The sequence below is a fragment of the Klebsiella sp. A-Nf5 genome (genome assembly GCF_002810545.1).
Classification (GTDB): domain Bacteria; phylum Pseudomonadota; class Gammaproteobacteria; order Enterobacterales; family Enterobacteriaceae; genus Klebsiella; species Klebsiella variicola.
Genome location: NZ_PIOG01000026.1, coordinates 1 through 16,942 on the forward strand (window position 1 = coordinate 1; position 16,942 = coordinate 16,942).

A 16,942-nucleotide genomic window follows, 5' to 3' on the forward strand; every position below is an offset into this window, starting at 1 on the left:
GTTAAGCCTGACTGCCGCGCGCCAGGCGGCAGTGGAGGCGGTCTGCCAGCTAAACCGCGATGTCGGTATTCCCGGCCATCTACGCGAGGTGGGCGTCAGGAAAGAAGATATTCCGGCGCTGGCGCAGGCGGCGCTGGAGGATGTGTGTACCGGTGGTAACCCACGCGAGGCGCGCCTGGCCGATATCGTCGGGTTATATCAGGCAGCCTGGTGATTGCCAGGCCCGGGGGGGAAGCCGTCGGTGCCGGGAGCCGTTACCCTGCACCGGCACCTTTCTTAACGATGGTCAGCGCGTCAGCCGCAGCTGCTGCAGATTACCGTCCAGCTGGAGGTCGGTCTGCAGGCGGGCCACTTCCCGGCAGGTGAAGGCCATCTCCTGATGCGCGGCCAGTTTTTTGCGCCACTTCTCCGGGACCTCGGCCAGACGGGCGTACAGCCCCTCCAGGTCCTGAAACTCGTTCAACAGCTGGGCGGCGCTTTTGGGACCAATGCCCGCTACGCCCGGCACCTTCGAGCTGCTGATCCCCGCCAGCCCCCAGTAATCCGCCAGTTGCTCCGGAGTGACACCGAACTCGCTGGCGATAAAGGGCGCGTCCAGCCAGCGCTTCTGAAAGTAGTCGCGGATGCGGATGGTGGGTGACAGCAACTGACAGTAGCCTTTGTCAGTGGAGACGATGGTGGCCTGATGACCCGCCTGAGCTACCTTCACCGCCAGAGTGGCGGCGAGGTCGTCCGCTTCGCTGCCCGGCGAGGCCCAGCAGCGGATCCCCCGCTGTTCGAAGGCGGCCCGCAGCGCTGGCATCTCGGCCACCAGCGTTTCCGGCATCGGCGCGCGGCCGGCTTTGTACTCCGGCAGGCGCTGGTGGCGCCAGCCATGGGCGCGATCTTCATCATCAAACACCGCCACCGCGTGGGTGGGCTGACTGTGGACGATCAGCTGCTCCAGCGCATGCAGGCAGGTATCGACGCAGGGCGAACCCTGCACCGCATGGATGCGGCGGATCAGATTTAACGCGTCGACGATTAACAGATGAACAGCCACAGATACCCCCTTATTCTCAGCGTCTTTAGGGTAACATCGCCATCGGATCGAGGCTATCTGCGCCTGAACAATCAGGAAGATAACGCGCAAATTTCGCTAACTGACCGCCATCATCGGGCTGACGATACCGGGCGCGGGTTCGCCGTACCACACCGCTTCGCGCACCGAAACCGGTTTGGCGATAAGCCCAAGGGCGTAAAAGCGATCGGCAATAGTCTGCTGGGCGCGGATCACTGACAGATCCATCGGCCTTGGGCGATGGCTGCGGCGGGCGAGAGCCATGCTCAGTGACCGGGCGTCAATCCCCAGCTCTGCCGAGAGTAAGCGGGCCGCTTCGCCACGATGTGAGTCGATAAACTGCCCGGTGTGGGTCAGCTCCGTCAGCAGACGGCGCATGATATCGCCATGCTGAGCGAGGTAGTCCCGTCGCGAAAGATAAAACTGATGGTTGTTGACCCGTCCTTCGCCGCTGGCGACCACCCGCAGCTCGCCGGTGTGCTCGGCGTCGCTGAGCAGCGGGTCCCACATCATCCAGGCGTCAACCGCCAGGTAGTCGCTGGCGGTCAGCGGGTATTTCGGCGGGGTATAGACCACCCGCACGTCGTTCAGCCCCAGCCCGGCGTCTTCGAGGATCTGCAGCAGCAGCCAGTGGACATTCGACCCCTTATTGAGGGCGATGCGTTTGCCGCGCAGATCGCTGAGCTGGCGAATGTCGCTCTCCTGCGGGACGACCATCGCCACGCTGCGCGGCGCCGGCGGCTCCCATGCGACGTACATCAGTTCGCTATTGCTGGCCTGGGCAAACACCGGCGGCGCTTCCCCGGTGGTGCCGAAGTCGATCTCGTTGCAGGCGAGGGCGTGGAGGAGCTGCGGTCCGGCAGGAAACTCACTCCACAGCACGTTGACGCCGAGGCTGGCGAAGGCGGTTTCCAGACTCTGGCGGGCTTTCAGGATCCCGAGGCTGCCGAAGCGCTGGTAGCCAATGCGCAGTTCGCGATCGGCCCCGACCTCGCTGGCGAACGCCCGCGGCGGCGCAGGCGGGCGGCGGCGGCTTTTGATCAGCCCGAGGTTGGCAAGCTGGGTGCGCAAGGTATGCCGACTGATCCCCAACAGCGCGGCCGCCTGGCTCTGGTTATCATCGCAATGCACCATGGCGTGGCGAATCAGGGCGCTGGTGACTCGCTGCCACAGCGGCTCGCCGGGAAGCGCCAGCTGGTGGCGAATAAAGTCATCCAGTTCATGGTCGTTCGCTGGCGACGGGGCGTCGTTGAGCGTCGCCAGGCGCAGCTGGGCAGGACTGATCTCCTCTTCTTTACTGAGCAGTACTGCGTTATGCAGGGTGTTTTCCAGCTCGCGAATATTGCCCGGCCACGAATAGTCCATCAGCCGGGCCAGTGATTCCGGCGCCAGACGCAGGGTTGGCCGCCCGAGGCGCCGGGCGTAGAGTGATAAAAAGTGGTGCGCTAGCAGCGGGATATCCTGCCGACGCTGGCGCAGCGGCGGCAGCGGCACCACCGCGATATTCAGCCGATAGTAGAGATCCTCGCGAAAGCGGCGCTCACGGATCGCCTGGGCCAGGTCAACGTGGGTGGCGGCAATCACCCGGACATTCACTTTAATCGCTTTGCGTGAGCCGACGCGGGTAATTTCACGCTCCTGCAGCACCCGCAGCAGCTTGACCTGCAGCGGCAAGCTTAATTCGCCGATCTCGTCCAGCAGCAGCGTCCCCCCTTCCGCGGCTTCAAACCAGCCGGGCTGCCCCTGCTGTGCGCCGGTGAAGGCGCCTTTCTCATGGCCGAACAGCTCGGCTTCGGCGAGGCTCTCGGTCAGTGCGCCGCAGTTGACCGCCAGAAACGGTTGCTGGCGACGGGCGCTGTGATGATGGAGATAGCGCGCCACCACCTCCTTGCCGGTGCCGGTTTCGCCCACGATCAGCACGGTCGCCTCCGTTGGCGCGAGCTTGTCCAGCAGGCTCTGGAAAGCCTTCGACGCCGGGTCGATCAGCGCAGGAGCGGTGGAAGGGGATTCTGGGTTCAGCATAGCGGGCCTCCGATCATTGACGCTCTGAACTTATCCTGCGGCGGCAGCGGAAACCAGAGGGGGAAGGCCCGCGGCTGTTGCAAATGCGCCAGCGGATGCGCGGCGGCTGCGTGATTTGCAACAGCGTGGCGCGGCGAAGTTGTTTTCAGTGCCTTGATTTTAAAAGATTAATTTTTCATTCACCATTGGCATGATTATCGCTAACACTCATATAACCAAATTAAAACATCTCTTCGATAAATATCGGATATGGTTATATAGGAAATAGATAATGACGCAGCAAGCTCCCGACAAGATCAATGTCTTCTGGTTCTTACCGACTCATGGCGATGGCCGCTATCTGGGTACCACCGAGGGTGGACGCCCGGTCGATTTACCTTATCTGCAGCAGGTGGCGCTGGCGGCCGACAGCCTGGGCTACTACGGCGTGCTGATCCCCACCGGTAAAAGCTGTGAAGATTCGTGGCTGGTGGCCTCGGCGCTGGCGCCGTTGACCCGCCGTCTGCGCTATCTGGTGGCAGTCAGGCCGGGCCTGCAGCCGCCAACCCTGGCGGCGCGGATGGCGGCCACTCTCGACCGTTTATCGGAAGGTCGGCTGCTGATCAATGTCGTCACCGGCGGCGACCCGGTGGAAAACAAAGGCGACGGTATCTTCCTCAGCCACAGCGAGCGCTATCAGGTGACCCGCGAATTTCTCGATGTTTACACTCGCCTGCTGCGCGGGGAAAAAGTGGACTATCACGGCGAGCATATTCACGTGGAAGGCGCTGAAGTGCTGTTCCCGCCGGTGCAGGAGAATGGCCCGCCGCTCTATTTCGGCGGCTCTTCTGATGCGGCCATTGATGTGGCGGCCGAGCAGATCGACAGCTATCTGACGTGGGGCGAACCCCCGGAACTGGTGGCGGAGAAGCTGGCGGTGGTGCGCGAGCGCGCCGCGGCCCGCGGACGCACCCTGCAGTATGGCATTCGTCTGCACGTCATTGTGCGCGAAACGGAAGAAGAGGCATGGGCCGCCGCCGACCGGCTGATCGCCCATCTTGACGACGATACCATCGCCCAGGCGCAAAAGATCTTCGCCCGCATGGACTCGGCCGGCCAGGCGCGGATGAGCGCCCTGCATCAGGGATCGCGCGATAATTTGCGCATTGCGCCCAATTTGTGGGCCGGCGTCGGGCTGGTGCGCGGTGGCGCGGGTACCGCGCTGGTGGGTAATCCACAGCAGGTGGCGGAACGCATCCGCGAATATCAGGCGCTCGGCATCAGTAACTTTATCTTTTCCGGCTACCCGCATCTGGAAGAAGCGCACCGCTTTGCTGAGCTGGTGATGCCTCTGTTGCCGCTGGAAAACGCGGCCTCGTCGAAGGCGCGTAGCGTGAACACCGGTCCGTTTGGCGAAACCATCGGCGGCGATAAGCGCCCGGTGCGCCAGGTCAGCGCCAGCTAATGGCCCGGAGCGCGACCATGAGACAGCATACCGGAGGAGGGCAGCGATGAGCGCAGAACCGCATATCGTGATTATCGGCGGCGGCTTTAGCGGCGCGGCGGTGGCGATTGAGCTGCTGCGCCTGGCGCCGAACGGGGTGCGCGTGACGCTGCTGGAGCCGCGCCAGTCCCCCGGGGCCGGGGTGGCCTACTCCACTGCGGAGCCGACGCACCGGATTAACGTCCCGGCCGCTCGCATGCAGCTGGCCGGCGACGAAGAGGGCGCCTTCGATCATTGGTACCGCCATCAGCCTGCCTTTGGCGTCGATGTGCAAGCGCTGCGCCCGGACGGTTCCGTCTACCCTCAGCGCGGCCAGTTTGGTCGCTATGTGGCACAGCGTTTTGCCGACGCCGCGGTGGCCAGCGGCGGACGGCTTCGCCACCTGCGCGACCGGGCGCTCGCTTTTCATCAGGGGACGGTGACCACCGACGGCGGCCTGCAGCTTAAGGCCGATCTGCTGGTGCTGGCGATCAGTCATCCACCGCCTTCGCTGCCGCCGCAGGCCGAAGCCTGGCGCCATCATCCGGCGCTGATTGCCAACCCGTGGCAGCCCGGCGCGCTCGATGCCATCGCCCCGCACGCCCGGGTGGCGGTGATGGGCACCGGATTAACCATGGCCGATACGGTTGCGACGCTGGACCGGCTGGGCCACCGCGGCAGTATCGTCGCCTTTTCGCGCCACGGCCTGCTGTCGCGCGGCAACCTTAGCGGCGCAGGGGCAACCTGGCCCGGCGACTATCAGCAGGGCAGCCTGCGTCAGCGCCTGCGCCAGATCCGCCTCGACGTCGCCTGTGCGGCGCAGCAGGGCCTGAGCTGGCAGGTGGTGCTGGATGCGGTTCGTCAGCAGGGGCAGCGGATCTGGCAGGCGCTCAGCGTCGCCGATCGCCAGCGTTTTCTGCGCCATCTGCGCCATTACTGGGATGTCCACCGCTACCGCGTGGCGCCGCAGGTCGCCGAGGTACTGGAGGCGCGCCAGCACACGGGCAGTCTGCAGGTGCAGGCGGCCAGGCTACTGTCGATGAGCGGTGAAGGCGAGACGTTACGTCTGACGCTGTCACGGCGCGGCGGCGGCGTGCAGACGCTGAGCGTCGATCACCTGATCCTGACCACCGGACCCGCACACCGCGCCCTGACCGACAGCCAGCCATTTTTACAGGACCTCGCCCGCCGCGGTCTGATTCGCGCCGATGCCCTCGGCATGGGCCTGGAGGTGGACAGCCGTTCACGGGCAGTGGCTGAGCCGCACGTTGAGGCGCTGCCGGTGCTGGTGGCCGGTCCGGCCGCCCGCGGGCGTTTTGGCGAACTGATGGGCCTGCCGCAGGTAGCCGACCATGCCGCTGACGTGGCGGCGCAAGCGTTACTCACGCTCGGGATCCCGCAGGACTCCCGATGTCCTGCGTACTGAATTCCTCTCTTTCTTTTCCCTGATTCATTTTGCCGCGTGCGCCCCGGCGACGGGCCGCGCTATGGAGATTGCTATGTCATCACAACGTGAAATTCGTCTTAACGCTTTCGATATGAACTGCGTCGGCCATCAGTCGCCGGGCCTGTGGGCGCATCCCCGGGATCGCTCCTGGCAGTATAAAGATCTGGAGTACTGGGTGGATCTGGCGCGGCTGCTGGAGCGCGGCAAGTTCGACGGGCTGTTTATCGCCGACGTGCTGGGGATCTATGACGTGCTGGACGGCAGCGGCGACGCGGCGATCCGCCAGGCGACGCAGGTCCCGGTCAACGATCCGCTGGCTCTGATCACCCCGATGGCGCTGGTGACGGAGCATCTGGGCTTCGGCCTGACCGCCTCGTTGTCGTTTGAGCACCCTTACCCTTTCGCTCGTCGTCTGTCGACGCTCGACCATCTGACCAAAGGGCGGGTGGGCTGGAATATCGTCACCTCCTATCTGGAGAGCGGGGCGCGCAATATCGGCCAGCAAACCCAGACCGACCATGACACCCGCTATGACTATGCCGATGAGTATTTGCAGGTGATCTACAAACTGCTGGAGGGAAGCTGGGAGGACGGGGCGGTGCTGCGCGACAGAGAGCGTAAGATCTTCAGCGATCCGCGGAAAATCCATCCCATTAACCATCAGGGACAGTTCTTTTCCGTGCCGGGGATCCACCTCTGCGAGCCATCCCCGCAGCGCACGCCGGTGCTGTATCAGGCGGGGGCGTCCAGCCGCGGCAAACAGTTCGCCGCCGGCCATGCCGAATGCGTCTTCGTCGCTGCGCCGTCGAAGGTGCTGCTGAAGAAGACGGTGGCGGATATTCGCCGCCGGGCGGCTGAGGCGGGGCGCGATCCGCACAGCATCCTGATCTTCAACCTGCAGACGGTGATTGTCGGCGACACCGACCGCGAGGCGCAGGCGAAGTGGCAGGAATATAAGCAGTACGTCAGCTATGAAGGCGCGCTGGCGCTGCTCTCCGGCTGGACGGGGATCGATTTCGGCCAGTATCAGCCGGATCAGGTGCTGAAGTATCTGCACACCAACGCCATTCAGTCGGCGGTGGAGGCCTTTTCGACCGCTGATCCGAACCGCCAGTGGACGGTGCAGGCCCTGGCCGATTGGGCGGGGATCGGCGGCTTCGGTCCGCTGGTGGTTGGCAGCGCGCAAACCGTGGCGGACGAACTGCAGTCCTGGGTCGAAGAGACGGACGTCGATGGCTTTAACCTCGCCTATGCCGTCACTCACGAAACCTTCCGCGACGTCGTCGAGCTGCTGGTGCCTGAGCTGCAAAAGCGCGGCGTCTTTAAGCAGGAGTACCGCGAGGGGACCCTGCGCGAAAAACTGTTCGGCGCCGGCCCGCGTCTGGCCGCGCCTCACCCGGGCGCCAGCTACCGCCGCGATGCGCGCACGGCGGCATCGGTAGAGGAGAAGGTGACATGATCGCTATCGATGACCTGCATAAAAGTTATCGCACGGCGGATGGTCGGCTCAGCGCGGTGCTGAAAGGGCTGTCGCTGCAGGTGCCTGAGCGCTCCATCACCGCGGTGGTGGGGCCGAGCGGCGCCGGTAAATCAACCCTGGCGCGCTGCATCAGCCTGCTGGAGCAACCGGACAGCGGCAGCATTCGTATCAATGGCCAGGATCTGTCGGCGCTGTCCGGCGAGGCGCTGCGCCGGGAACGGCGGGCGATTGGCACCGTTTTCCAGTCTTCGGCGCTGTTGAGCCGCAGGACCGCCTGGGAGAATGTCGCCCTGCCGCTGGCGTGGCTGGGTGTGGTGGAGCGCGATATCAAGGCGCGGGTTGGCGAGCTGCTGGAGAGCGTCGGTCTGAGCCACAAAGCGGATGCCTGGCCGGCCCAGCTCTCAGGCGGCCAGCGCCAGCGGATCGGCATTGCCCGCGCGCTGGCGCTGCGCCCGTCCGTTCTGCTGGCGGATGAAGCCACCTCCGGCCTCGATCCTCAGGCCACGGCCTCGGTGCTGGCTTTGCTCAAGCGGCTGCGTGACGAGTACCAGCTGGCGATCGTCCTGATCACCCATGAAATGGACGCGGTGCGCACGGCGGCGGATGCGGTAGCGGAGATCCGCGACGGGACGATCGTCCAGTACGGGCGGATCGAAGATCTGCTGGCGCGTCCCGATTCTCTGCTCGGCCAGCAGCTGTTGCCGCTGACGCCGGCGGCAGCGGCCCACAGCGATCTGCTGTTGCGTCTGAGTTACCGCTGGGATGTGCCGGTGGCCACCGACTGGATCAGCCGCCTGAGCCAGCAGTGGGCGCTGCAGATCGATCTCCTTGGCGGTCACGTCGAGGTGATCAATGGTCGGCTGGCCGGTCGCCTGCAGGCCGGAGTGCGCTTTCAGGGCGAACGCCTGTCGCCCGCGCGACTGCAGGGCCTGCTGGCGCAGCTCGGCATTACGGCGGAGATCCTCGACAGCGCGCCATTGCTCAGGGAGGCGGTATGAAACCGACAGTCATCAGCCAGGATACCCCCTGGGGCGAAATCCCTTCGCTGCTGCTCCCCGCTTATGGCGAAACCTGGCTGATGGTGGCCATTGTGATGCTGTTTGTCGTCACGCTGGGAGGGCTGGTGGGGGTGGTGTTGTTTAACGCCTCGCCGCGGGGGTTATTTCCGCACGCGCTGCTGTACCGGCTGCTGAACTGGGTGGTCAATATGGGACGTTCGCTGCCATTTCTGGTGCTGATGGCCGCCATTATCCCGTTCACATACTGGCTGACCGGCACCACGATTGGCATCCCCGCCGCGGTGGTGCCGATGATCGCCGCCGGCGTCCCGTTCTTTGGCCGTCTGGTGGAGAACGCGCTGCGCGAGTTGCCGGCGGAGGTCACCGCAGTGGGCGTCGTCTGCGGCGGGTCGCGCTGGCAAATCATTGCCAGCGCGCAGCTCAGTGAAGCCTTGCCCGCGCTGGTGGCGGCGGTGACGCTAAACCTGGTCTCGATGATTGAGTATTCGGCTATCGCCGGGACCATCGGCGCTGGCGGCATCGGTTACCTGGCCGTGGTGTACGGCTATCAGCGCTTCGACAACCACATCATGATCGCGACGATCGTTGCCCTGATCGCCACGATCCAGTTGATTCAATTTTTGGGTGACCGTCTGGTCAACCGTTTACGCCACACGCAGGGGAACCTTGTATGACAACAGAGCAATTTGAGTTACGTAAAGCGCGGCGCTGGCCCTGGCTGGCGGCGCTGGCGGTGATTATCCTGCTCGCCATCGCCTTCTGGTGGTGGCGGGGACATTCCCAAAGCCAGCAGGTGGTCTTCGGCAGCACGTTAAAAATTCACTACGAGCCGGCGATGGCTGGAGAGCAGCGGATCATTGAGTATATTAATCAGCATATTGCGCCCGATTACGGTCTGAAACTGGAGGCGGTGGGAGTGCAGGATCCGGTCCAGGCTGACCGCGCGGTAGCGGAAGGACAGTATGCCGGGACGATCTATCAGCATCAGTGGTGGCTTAAACAGGTGGTGGACGCTAACGGCTTTGCGCTGTCGACCACGGTGCCGGTGTTCCAGTGGGCGTTCGGCATCTATTCCGACCGCTACTCGTCGGTACAGGCGTTACCCAACGGCGCGACCATCGTCGTGCCTGACGATGGCGCCAATCAGGGGCAGGCTCTGTGGCTGCTCCAGCGCATTGGGTTGATCTCGCTCGACCCGGCGGTGGAGCCGCGCACGGCGAAGCTGAAAAATATTGTCGGTAACCCGCATCAGTTTGTCTTTAAAGAGCTGGATCTGCTGACCATGCCGCGGGCGTTAAATTCGGTGGATGCCGCCATCGGCTATGTCTCGCAATTTGACGCCGGGAAAGTCCCGCGGGAGAAAGGCATATTATTCCCGCCGGCGCCGCGCACCTTTGCTTCGCAATTAGTGATTGGTACGCCGTATTTATCGCAGGAAAATATCGTCAAATTAAAACAGGCTTTTTCTGACCCACGGATCCAGACGTGGTTAAAAACCACCGATGACCCGCTGGTAAAAGACGTATTAGTTCCGGTGTCCACGGAATAAGCATCCTGCACGACGTCTATTTTCGTTGTTATTTATTTCCCTTGAGGATGCGCGAAAGCGCGTCCTTTTTGTGCCGGTAATATTTATTAACTTATTGATTATATTGATTTTTATATAATGATTTGTTGTTTTGATTCTCGCCGCGCGCGGTCTATAACCGCTAATGACCTGCACAAAATAATAAGGTGAAAAAATGAGTACATTTCCAGTGGATAATCCCGGTATCGCTTCGGTACCGGTCAGTAGCGTCGGGGATGTGGCGCGGCTAATTAATTCCGGCAAGGAACAAGCGAAATATGCGCGGATGATTGTCTTCCTCGCGCTGGGGGGCGTCTTTCTCGACGCGTATGACTTAACCACGCTCTCCTACGGTATTGATGACGTTGTGCGTGAATTCCAGCTCTCACCGCTGCTGACCGGCCTGGTGACCTCTTCCATTATGGTCGGGACCATCGTCGGCAATATTATCGGCGGCTGGCTGACCGATAAATATGGTCGCTATTCGGTCTTTATGGCCGATATGTTCTTTTTCGTGATTTCGGCTATCGCCGCCGGGCTGGCGCCGAACGTCTGGGTGTTGATTGGCGCCCGCTTCCTGATGGGCATCGGCGTCGGCATCGACCTGCCAGTGGCGATGTCCTATCTGGCCGAGTTTTCCCGCTTTGCCGGCAAAGGCAACAAAGCGGCTCGTCTCGCGGCGTGGTGCCCGATGTGGTACGCCGCCTCAACCGTCTGCTTTCTCATTATCTTCGGCCTCTATTTCCTGCTGCCGCAGGAGCATCTTGACTGGCTGTGGCGCGCCTCCCTGCTGTTCGGCGCCGTGCCGGCACTGTTGATTATTGCCGTCCGCAGTCGGTTTATGAACGAATCCCCGCTGTGGGCGGCGAACCAGGGCGATCTGACCTCTGCGGTGCGTATTTTACGCGATTCCTGGGGGATCCATGCCCATGAGGTCCCGGCGGCGAAACCCGCGCCAGCGCCGAAAGTGAGCTTCCGCGTGCTGTTCGAAAAACCCTACCGTGAGCGGACTATCGTCGCCGGGGTGATGAATATCTGTATCTCCTTCGAGTACACGGCGATTGCCTTTTTCCTGCCGTCAATTCTTGCCCAGTTCCTCGGGGCTGGCGTCTTCGAAACTATTTCGGCATCGCTGGGGCTGAACGCCCTGTTTGCTTTTACCGGCGGGCTGCTCGGTATGCATCTGGCGTGGAAATATCCTTCGCGTCATGTGGCGATAGCCGGCTTCGCCCTGCAGTTTGTGGCGCTGATTGTGCTGGCGCTGGTGGGGCAACCGCACGCGACGGCAGGCATCGTGCTGGCCATCGCGATGCTGGGGCTGTGGCTGTTCGCCGAAGGGTTTGGCCCGGGTGCGCAGCTGATGATCTACCCGGCGCTCTCCTATCCTACTGCCATTCGCGCCACCGGGGTCGGTTTCAGCCGGGCGCTCTCCGGGATCGGCAGCGCGCTGGCGCTGTTTATTCTGCCGCTGCTGCAGGCCTCGCTCGGCACGCAGATGTTCTGGGTGGTCTCGCTTGCCGCCATTATTCCCATTTTCTTCCTGCTGGCGGTCCGTCATGAACCGACGCGAGAAGATATCGACGCAATCCATGAATAAGGAACTGACAATGACCTTGCTCTCCACAGGCACCGATTATGACGCACTGGCGGCCACCTTCCGCCCGATATTCACCCGTATCGCCCAGGGCGCCGCGGAGCGCGAACAGCAGCGCACTCTGCCCGATGAGCCGATCCGCTGGCTGAAGGAAGCGGGCTTCGGCACGCTGCGTATCCCGCGCGAGAAGGGCGGCTGGGGCGCTTCGCTGCCGCAGCTCAGCGCGCTACTGATCGAGCTGGCGCAAGCGGACTCTAACCTGCCGCAGGCCCTGCGCGCGCACTTTGCCTTTGTGGAAGATCAACTGAATCAGCCGGATTCCGCCGGGCGCGACCGCTGGTTTCGTCGCTTCCTCGACGGTGAGCTGGTGGGCAGCTGCTGGACGGAGATCGGCGCGGTGAAGCTGGGAGAGGTGAACACCAGGGTGACGCCGACAGAGGGCGGCTGGCGACTCGACGGCGAGAAGTTTTACAGCACCGGCGCGTTATACGCCGACTGGATCGATGTGTTTGCCCGGCGCAGTGATACCGCCGGCGACGTGATTGCCCTGGTCAGTACCCAGCAGACCGGCGTGGTGCGGGAAGATGACTGGGATGGCTTTGGCCAGCGGTTGACCGGCAGCGGAACCACCCGCTTTACCGGCGCCAGGGTGGAAACCGAACATGTTTATGATTTTGCCCAGCGCTTTCGCTATCAGACCGCTTTCTACCAGCATGTGCTGCTGGCGACCCTCGCGGGCATTGGCCTGGCGGTTGAGCGGGATGCCGCGCAGGGCGTCAAACATCGCTCCCGGATGTACAGCCACGGCAACGCCGCCGTGCCGCGCGATGACGTTCAGGTTCTGCAGGTCGTTGGGCAGATCAGCAGCTGGGCATGGGCGACCCGGGCCGCGGTCCTGCAGGCCGCGGAATCGCTGCAGCAGGCCTATGTGGCGCACGTCAGCGACGACGAAGCGCTGATCGCCCGGCGTAACCAGCTGGCGGAAGTGGAAGCGGCGCAGGCGCAGGTGATCGCCAGCGACTGGATCCCGCGGGCGGCGACGGAGCTGTTTAATGCCCTCGGGGCGTCGGATACGCGAACTCGCCTTGCGCTGGATCGCCACTGGCGCAATGCGCGGACGGTCGCCTCGCATAATCCAGTGATTTATAAGGCACGTAATATCGGTAACTGGCTGGTGAACGGTGAAGCGCCCACCTTTATCTGGCAGATAGGCAATGGTGAGAAAACGGCGGGGTAAGCCTGTCGGCGACGGGAGGCGCAGTGCTTCCCGTCGTCAGGAAAATCAAGGTTTATCCAGCGACCAGGTGGCGCTGCGCACGTCGACTTTCACCGGCAGCAGGCCGATGCGCGTAAAGGTATCCGCCAGCGCCTGCTGTTCGTTATACACCGCCGGCGTCATGCGTTCGGCACCGTAGGGCAGGCGGGCCAGGGTCTTCAGCCAGATGGCTTTATCCAGTCCGGTTGAGGTCGACAGCAGCCCGGCGGCCTCGTCCTGATGGCTGTTCGCCCACGCGCTGAGTTTGCCTAGCTCATCGACCACCTGCTTTGCCGTCTCCGGATAGGTATCCGCAAACTTACGGCTGGCGAGATAGAAGGTGTAGTGCGGCACCAGCCCCTCGGCATTGCGGATCTGTCGGGCTTTCGCGTTGGTTTCCACTTCTGCGAGGAACGGATCCCAGATCACCCACGCATCAATCGCCCCGCGCTGGAAAGCGGCGCGGGCGTCCGCCGGCGGCAGATAGACCGGGGTGATGTCTTTATAGCTGAGGCCCGCTTTTTCCAGTGCGGCAACCAGCAGGTAGTTGACGTCAGACCCCTTGTTCAATCCCACGCGCTTGCCTTTCAAATCGGCCACGCTGTGGATTGCCGACTGTTCAGGCACCACAATCGCTTCCGTTTTCGGGTTAGCGGGGGAGTGGGCAAGGTAGACCAGATCGGCTTGCGCCGCCTGGGCAAAGGCCGGAGGCGCATCGCCGGTCGCGGCCAGATCGATACTACCGACGTTCAGCCCCTCCAGCATTTGCGGTCCGGCGGGGAATTCGACCCAGCGTACGGCAATGCCCTGTTTTTTCAGGCTCTCATCCAGCGTGCCGCGATACTTCAGCAGCGCGAAGATATTCGCTTTTTGATAACCGATGTTGACGGTTTCCGGCGCTTTGGCCAGCGCGGAGGTAGAGAGGGCGGCGAGGACCAGCAGCCATGCGGGGCGGAATCGGTTGGACATTGTCTGTTCTCCTTAGCGGTTTTGCGTAAGGTAACAAACAGCGCTTATAATCATTAAATAACTAAAATTTTATTGATATAACAAAAAGAGTTATTCAGGGCGATGACCCGACACGCCGAGGCGTGCCGGGTCGGGGGATTAATCGCAGGAGACGATCTTCATTGCCAGGCCACCGCGAGAGGTTTCCCGGTACTTGGCGTTCATGTCTTTACCGGTTTCGTACATGGTCTCGATCACTTTATCGAGGCAGACGCGCGGCTCGCTGGTCCGGCGCAACGCCATTCGCGCGGCGTTGACCGCTTTCACGGCGGCGATAGCGTTGCGTTCGATACACGGCACCTGCACCTGGCCGGCAACCGGGTCGCAGGTCAGGCCGAGGTTATGCTCCATGGCGATTTCTGCCGCGATGCACACCTGACCCGGGCTGCCGCCCAGCAGTTCTGCCAGACCGGCTGCCGCCATCGAGCAGGCGACGCCCACTTCGCCCTGGCAGCCGACTTCAGCGCCGGAGATGGAGGCGTTCATCTTATACAGCGAACCAATCGCGCTGGCGACCAGCATATAGCGGGCCAGGGAGTTGCTGTTCACCTTGCGGATAAACTTGTCGTAGTAGGCCAGCACCGCCGGCACGATACCGCAGGCGCCGTTGGTTGGCGCGGTAACGACCCGGCCGCCGGCGGCGTTCTCTTCGTTCACCGCCAGGGCGAACATATTAATCCAGTCCACCACCGCCATCGGATCGCTGTTGGTGGTGTCCTGGCTCACCAGCATGCGGCGCAGCGCGGCGGCCCGGCGCGGGACGCGCAGTTTGCCCGGCAGGACGCCTTCGGTGGTGATGCCGCGCTCGATACCGGCGCTCATCACTTCCCACACCGCGGCAAAGTGTTGCTCCAGCGCTTCTTTGCTGTGCAGCGCCAGTTCGTTCTGCATCATCAGGCCGGAGAGCGACAGCCCGGTTTCACGGCAGTGACGCTGCAGGTCGGCGGCGTTTTTATAAGGGTAAGGAACCGCAACCGGCGCATCGGCGATCTGGCCGAAGTGCGCTTCGTCGACGATAAAGCCGCCGCCGATAGAGTAATACGTCTGGCTGTAGAGCACCTTGCCACCGGCCAGGGCGGTAATGCGCATGCCGTTCTCATGCAGCGACAGGTTGTCGGCATGGAAATTCATGCACTGATCGACCGGGAAGTCCACTTCGTGCTGACCGTTGGCCAGCATCAGGCGGCCGTGAGTGTTAACGTCCTGAATAAAGCCTGCAATGGCGTCGATGTCGACGGTATCCGGCAGGTTGCCGGCGAGGCCCATGATAATCGCGATATCGGTATGGTGGCCTTTACCGGTCAGGGAGAGGGAGCCGTAGACGTCGACGACGACTTTGCTGACGTCGGCCAGCAGGCCGCGTGCAATCAGGTCGTCTGTAAATTGTTTGCCCGCTTTCATCGGTCCAACGGTATGGGAGCTGGAAGGGCCAATGCCGATTTTAAAGATATCGAATACGCTGATCATATGTATTCCCGTGCTGTCGGAAAGCGCGCCGCCGTTAAGCGGCGCGGGGGGAGGTATTGACTGAATTAGCTGAACAGCGAGTAGAAGATCGCGGAGATGGCAATCAGGCCCATAATCACCACGAAGACGTTGCTGATATGGCCGCTGTATTTACGCATAGCCGGTACTTTCTGAATCGCGTACATCGGCATCAGGAACAGGATCATCGCGATAATCGGGCCGCCGAGGGTCTCGATCATCCCGAGGATGCTTGGGTTCAGCGTCGCCACAATCCAGGTGGTCACCAGCATGAACAACGCGGTCAGCTTGTTCAGTTTGTTGATTTCGATCGATTTGCCTTTACCGCGCAGGGACTTAATCACCATGCCGTTAAAGCCTTCGCGGGCGCCCAGATAGTGGCCGAGGAAGGATTTAGTGATGGCAATCATCGCGATGATCGGCGCCATCCAGGCGATAACCGGCGCGTTAAAGTGGTTTGCCAGGTAAGACAGAATCGAGATGTTCTGCTCTTTCGCCGCCGCCAGGTCTGCCGGAGACAGGCTCAGGACGCAGCTGAAGACGAAGAACATGACGGTCAACACCATCATGATGTGAGCGCGAGCCAGGATGCTGGAGCATTTCTTCTCAGCGCCTTCGCCGTACTCTTCACGCTTAGCGACCGCGAAGGAGGAGATGATCGGCGAGTGGTTGAAGGAGAAGACCATCACCGGGATCGCCAGCCACAGGGTCATCAGCAGGCCTTTGCCGGTTGCGGAAGCGCCGCTCAGGGAGAGCGTCTCGAGCGCCGCGCCGTTCCACTGCGGGATCAGGTACAGCGCCAGAATCATCAGGGCGATAACGAACGGAAACACCAGGATGCTCATTGCCTTAACGATCATCTGCTCACCGAAACGCACGATGGTCATCATGCCGACGATCAGGATCAGCGACAGAATGGCCCGCGGCGGCGGCGTCATGTGCAGCTGGTGCGCCATGAAGGTTTCGACGGTGTTTGTGATCGCCACGCTGTACACCAGCAGGATCGGGTAGATAGCGAAGAAGTAGAGCAGGGTAATCAGTTTCCCGGCGCCTACGCCAAAGTGTTCTTCCACCACTTCGGTGATGTCTTCGCCCGGGTTTTTCCCGGAGAGGACGAAGCGAGTCATGCCGCGGTGAGCGAAGAAGGTCATCGGGAAGGCCAGAATCGCCATGATAATCAGGGGGATCATGCCGCCGACGCCGGCGTTGATCGGCAGGAACAAGACGCCCGCGCCGATCGCTGTACCGTACAGGCCCAGCATCCACATGGTGTCGGTTTTACGCCATCCGCTGCGGGTTTCGCCCGAAACGATGGTGCTGGTTTGAGTGGTTTCCATCTGTATCTCCTGGAGGAATCAACAAAATCTAATGAACAAATACAATTACGTAACATGAAATTCGTTTGATTACGGTTTTTTAGAAATTTTCTCCGTAATAATTGGGCCGGAAAGATACATTTATATGGTTAATGCATCAGTGATCGCGATCTCAAATGCAATAATCCACTTTCAATGTGCGTATTTTTAGTCCAACAGCCTGTTTC

Annotated in this window: 15 protein-coding genes; 10 read left to right on the top strand and 5 right to left on the bottom strand. The window is 61.9% G+C overall.

The features are described 5' to 3' along the window. The coding region (locus CWM53_RS01470; protein WP_133124333.1) for an iron-containing alcohol dehydrogenase at positions 1-214 on the top strand (214 nt) is incomplete at its 5' end. Between the two features lie 72 nt (positions 215-286). On the opposite strand, the gene xni is transcribed toward CWM53_RS01470, so the two are convergent. Together xni and CWM53_RS01480 are read right to left on the bottom strand one after the other, a co-directional pair. After that, the gene (gene xni, locus CWM53_RS01475) at positions 287-1,042 is read right to left on the bottom strand and encodes a flap endonuclease Xni (protein WP_004142871.1); all 756 of its coding nucleotides are present in this window, start codon (positions 1,040-1,042) and stop codon (positions 287-289) included. 96 nt (positions 1,043-1,138) lie between these two features. Next, on the bottom strand, positions 1,139-3,082 hold the full coding sequence (locus tag CWM53_RS01480) for a sigma-54-dependent Fis family transcriptional regulator (RefSeq protein WP_074387722.1): 1,944 nt from the start codon (positions 3,080-3,082) through the stop codon (positions 1,139-1,141). Positions 3,083-3,159: 77 nt separating this feature from the next. Between CWM53_RS01480 and CWM53_RS30725 the strand changes: the two genes are divergently transcribed. The 9 genes from CWM53_RS30725 (at position 3,160) to CWM53_RS01525 (ending at position 12,888) form a co-directional block, all read left to right on the top strand. After that, on the top strand, positions 3,160-3,276 hold the full coding sequence (locus CWM53_RS30725; RefSeq protein ID WP_165784156.1) for a hypothetical protein: 117 nt from the start codon (positions 3,160-3,162) through the stop codon (positions 3,274-3,276). A 77-nt stretch (positions 3,277-3,353) separates the two neighbouring features. After that, positions 3,354-4,526, top strand: a complete 1,173-nt coding sequence (gene ssuD / locus CWM53_RS01485; RefSeq protein WP_022065017.1) for an FMNH2-dependent alkanesulfonate monooxygenase — start codon at positions 3,354-3,356, stop codon at positions 4,524-4,526. Between the two features lie 46 nt (positions 4,527-4,572). Beyond that, positions 4,573-5,970 carry an FAD/NAD(P)-binding protein gene (locus CWM53_RS01490; RefSeq protein WP_074387724.1) on the top strand — a complete coding sequence of 466 codons (1,398 nt, stop codon included), beginning with the start codon at positions 4,573-4,575 and terminating at the stop codon, positions 5,968-5,970. Between the two features lie 73 nt (positions 5,971-6,043). After that, positions 6,044-7,450, top strand: coding sequence for an LLM class flavin-dependent oxidoreductase (locus CWM53_RS01495; protein ID WP_070612707.1), 1,407 nt, complete (start codon positions 6,044-6,046; stop codon positions 7,448-7,450). Further along, positions 7,447-8,469 carry a methionine ABC transporter ATP-binding protein gene (locus CWM53_RS01500; RefSeq protein WP_032733728.1) on the top strand — a complete coding sequence of 341 codons (1,023 nt, stop codon included), beginning with the start codon at positions 7,447-7,449 and terminating at the stop codon, positions 8,467-8,469. The genes CWM53_RS01495 and CWM53_RS01500 overlap by 4 nt, the downstream gene beginning before the upstream one ends. Next, on the top strand, positions 8,466-9,164 hold the full coding sequence (locus CWM53_RS01505) for a methionine ABC transporter permease (RefSeq protein ID WP_008806263.1): 699 nt from the start codon (positions 8,466-8,468) through the stop codon (positions 9,162-9,164). The genes CWM53_RS01500 and CWM53_RS01505 overlap by 4 nt, the downstream gene beginning before the upstream one ends. Beyond that, positions 9,161-10,039, top strand: coding sequence for a MetQ/NlpA family ABC transporter substrate-binding protein (locus tag CWM53_RS01510; RefSeq protein WP_100675832.1), 879 nt, complete (start codon positions 9,161-9,163; stop codon positions 10,037-10,039). Before CWM53_RS01505 ends, CWM53_RS01510 begins: the two co-directional genes overlap by 4 nt. A 193-nt stretch (positions 10,040-10,232) precedes the next feature. Further along, a complete protein-coding gene (locus CWM53_RS01520) occupies positions 10,233-11,654 on the top strand; it encodes an MFS transporter (protein WP_074387726.1) in 1,422 nt (473 codons plus the stop codon). A 10-nt stretch (positions 11,655-11,664) separates the two neighbouring features. Then, positions 11,665-12,888 carry an acyl-CoA dehydrogenase family protein gene (locus CWM53_RS01525; RefSeq protein WP_100730288.1) on the top strand — a complete coding sequence of 408 codons (1,224 nt, stop codon included), beginning with the start codon at positions 11,665-11,667 and terminating at the stop codon, positions 12,886-12,888. A gap of 45 nt (positions 12,889-12,933) precedes the next feature. Here the strand turns inward: CWM53_RS01525 and CWM53_RS01530 are convergent, their stop codons facing one another. From CWM53_RS01530 to CWM53_RS01540, 3 genes are all read right to left on the bottom strand, one after another. Then, positions 12,934-13,875: an aliphatic sulfonate ABC transporter substrate-binding protein gene (locus CWM53_RS01530; RefSeq protein WP_002915261.1), complete on the bottom strand. Its 942-nt coding sequence runs from the start codon at positions 13,873-13,875 to the stop codon at positions 12,934-12,936. A gap of 138 nt (positions 13,876-14,013) precedes the next feature. Further along, on the bottom strand, positions 14,014-15,381 hold the full coding sequence (locus CWM53_RS01535; protein ID WP_100750714.1) for an L-serine ammonia-lyase: 1,368 nt from the start codon (positions 15,379-15,381) through the stop codon (positions 14,014-14,016). Between the two features lie 65 nt (positions 15,382-15,446). Beyond that, positions 15,447-16,736, bottom strand: coding sequence for an HAAAP family serine/threonine permease (locus CWM53_RS01540; RefSeq protein ID WP_061153488.1), 1,290 nt, complete (start codon positions 16,734-16,736; stop codon positions 15,447-15,449). Between the last annotated feature and the right edge of the window lie 206 nt (positions 16,737-16,942).

What these genes read in the sequence shown, in the direction of transcription:
- CWM53_RS01480 (WP_074387722.1), bottom strand. Translation starts at nt 3,082, where the DNA reads ATGCTGAACCCAGAATCCCCTTCCACCGCTCCTGCGCTGATCGACCCG.
- CWM53_RS01525 (WP_100730288.1), top strand. Translation starts at nt 11,665, where the DNA reads ATGACCTTGCTCTCCACAGGCACCGATTATGACGCACTGGCGGCCACC.
- ssuD (WP_022065017.1), top strand. Translation starts at nt 3,354, where the DNA reads ATGACGCAGCAAGCTCCCGACAAGATCAATGTCTTCTGGTTCTTACCG.
- CWM53_RS01500 (WP_032733728.1), top strand. Translation starts at nt 7,447, where the DNA reads ATGATCGCTATCGATGACCTGCATAAAAGTTATCGCACGGCGGATGGT.
- CWM53_RS01510 (WP_100675832.1), top strand. Translation starts at nt 9,161, where the DNA reads ATGACAACAGAGCAATTTGAGTTACGTAAAGCGCGGCGCTGGCCCTGG.
- CWM53_RS01520 (WP_074387726.1), top strand. Translation starts at nt 10,233, where the DNA reads ATGAGTACATTTCCAGTGGATAATCCCGGTATCGCTTCGGTACCGGTC.
- CWM53_RS01505 (WP_008806263.1), top strand. Translation starts at nt 8,466, where the DNA reads ATGAAACCGACAGTCATCAGCCAGGATACCCCCTGGGGCGAAATCCCT.
- CWM53_RS01490 (WP_074387724.1), top strand. Translation starts at nt 4,573, where the DNA reads ATGAGCGCAGAACCGCATATCGTGATTATCGGCGGCGGCTTTAGCGGC.
- CWM53_RS01540 (WP_061153488.1), bottom strand. Translation starts at nt 16,736, where the DNA reads ATGGAAACCACTCAAACCAGCACCATCGTTTCGGGCGAAACCCGCAGC.
- CWM53_RS01530 (WP_002915261.1), bottom strand. Translation starts at nt 13,875, where the DNA reads ATGTCCAACCGATTCCGCCCCGCATGGCTGCTGGTCCTCGCCGCCCTC.
- CWM53_RS01535 (WP_100750714.1), bottom strand. Translation starts at nt 15,381, where the DNA reads ATGATCAGCGTATTCGATATCTTTAAAATCGGCATTGGCCCTTCCAGC.
- CWM53_RS01495 (WP_070612707.1), top strand. Translation starts at nt 6,044, where the DNA reads ATGTCATCACAACGTGAAATTCGTCTTAACGCTTTCGATATGAACTGC.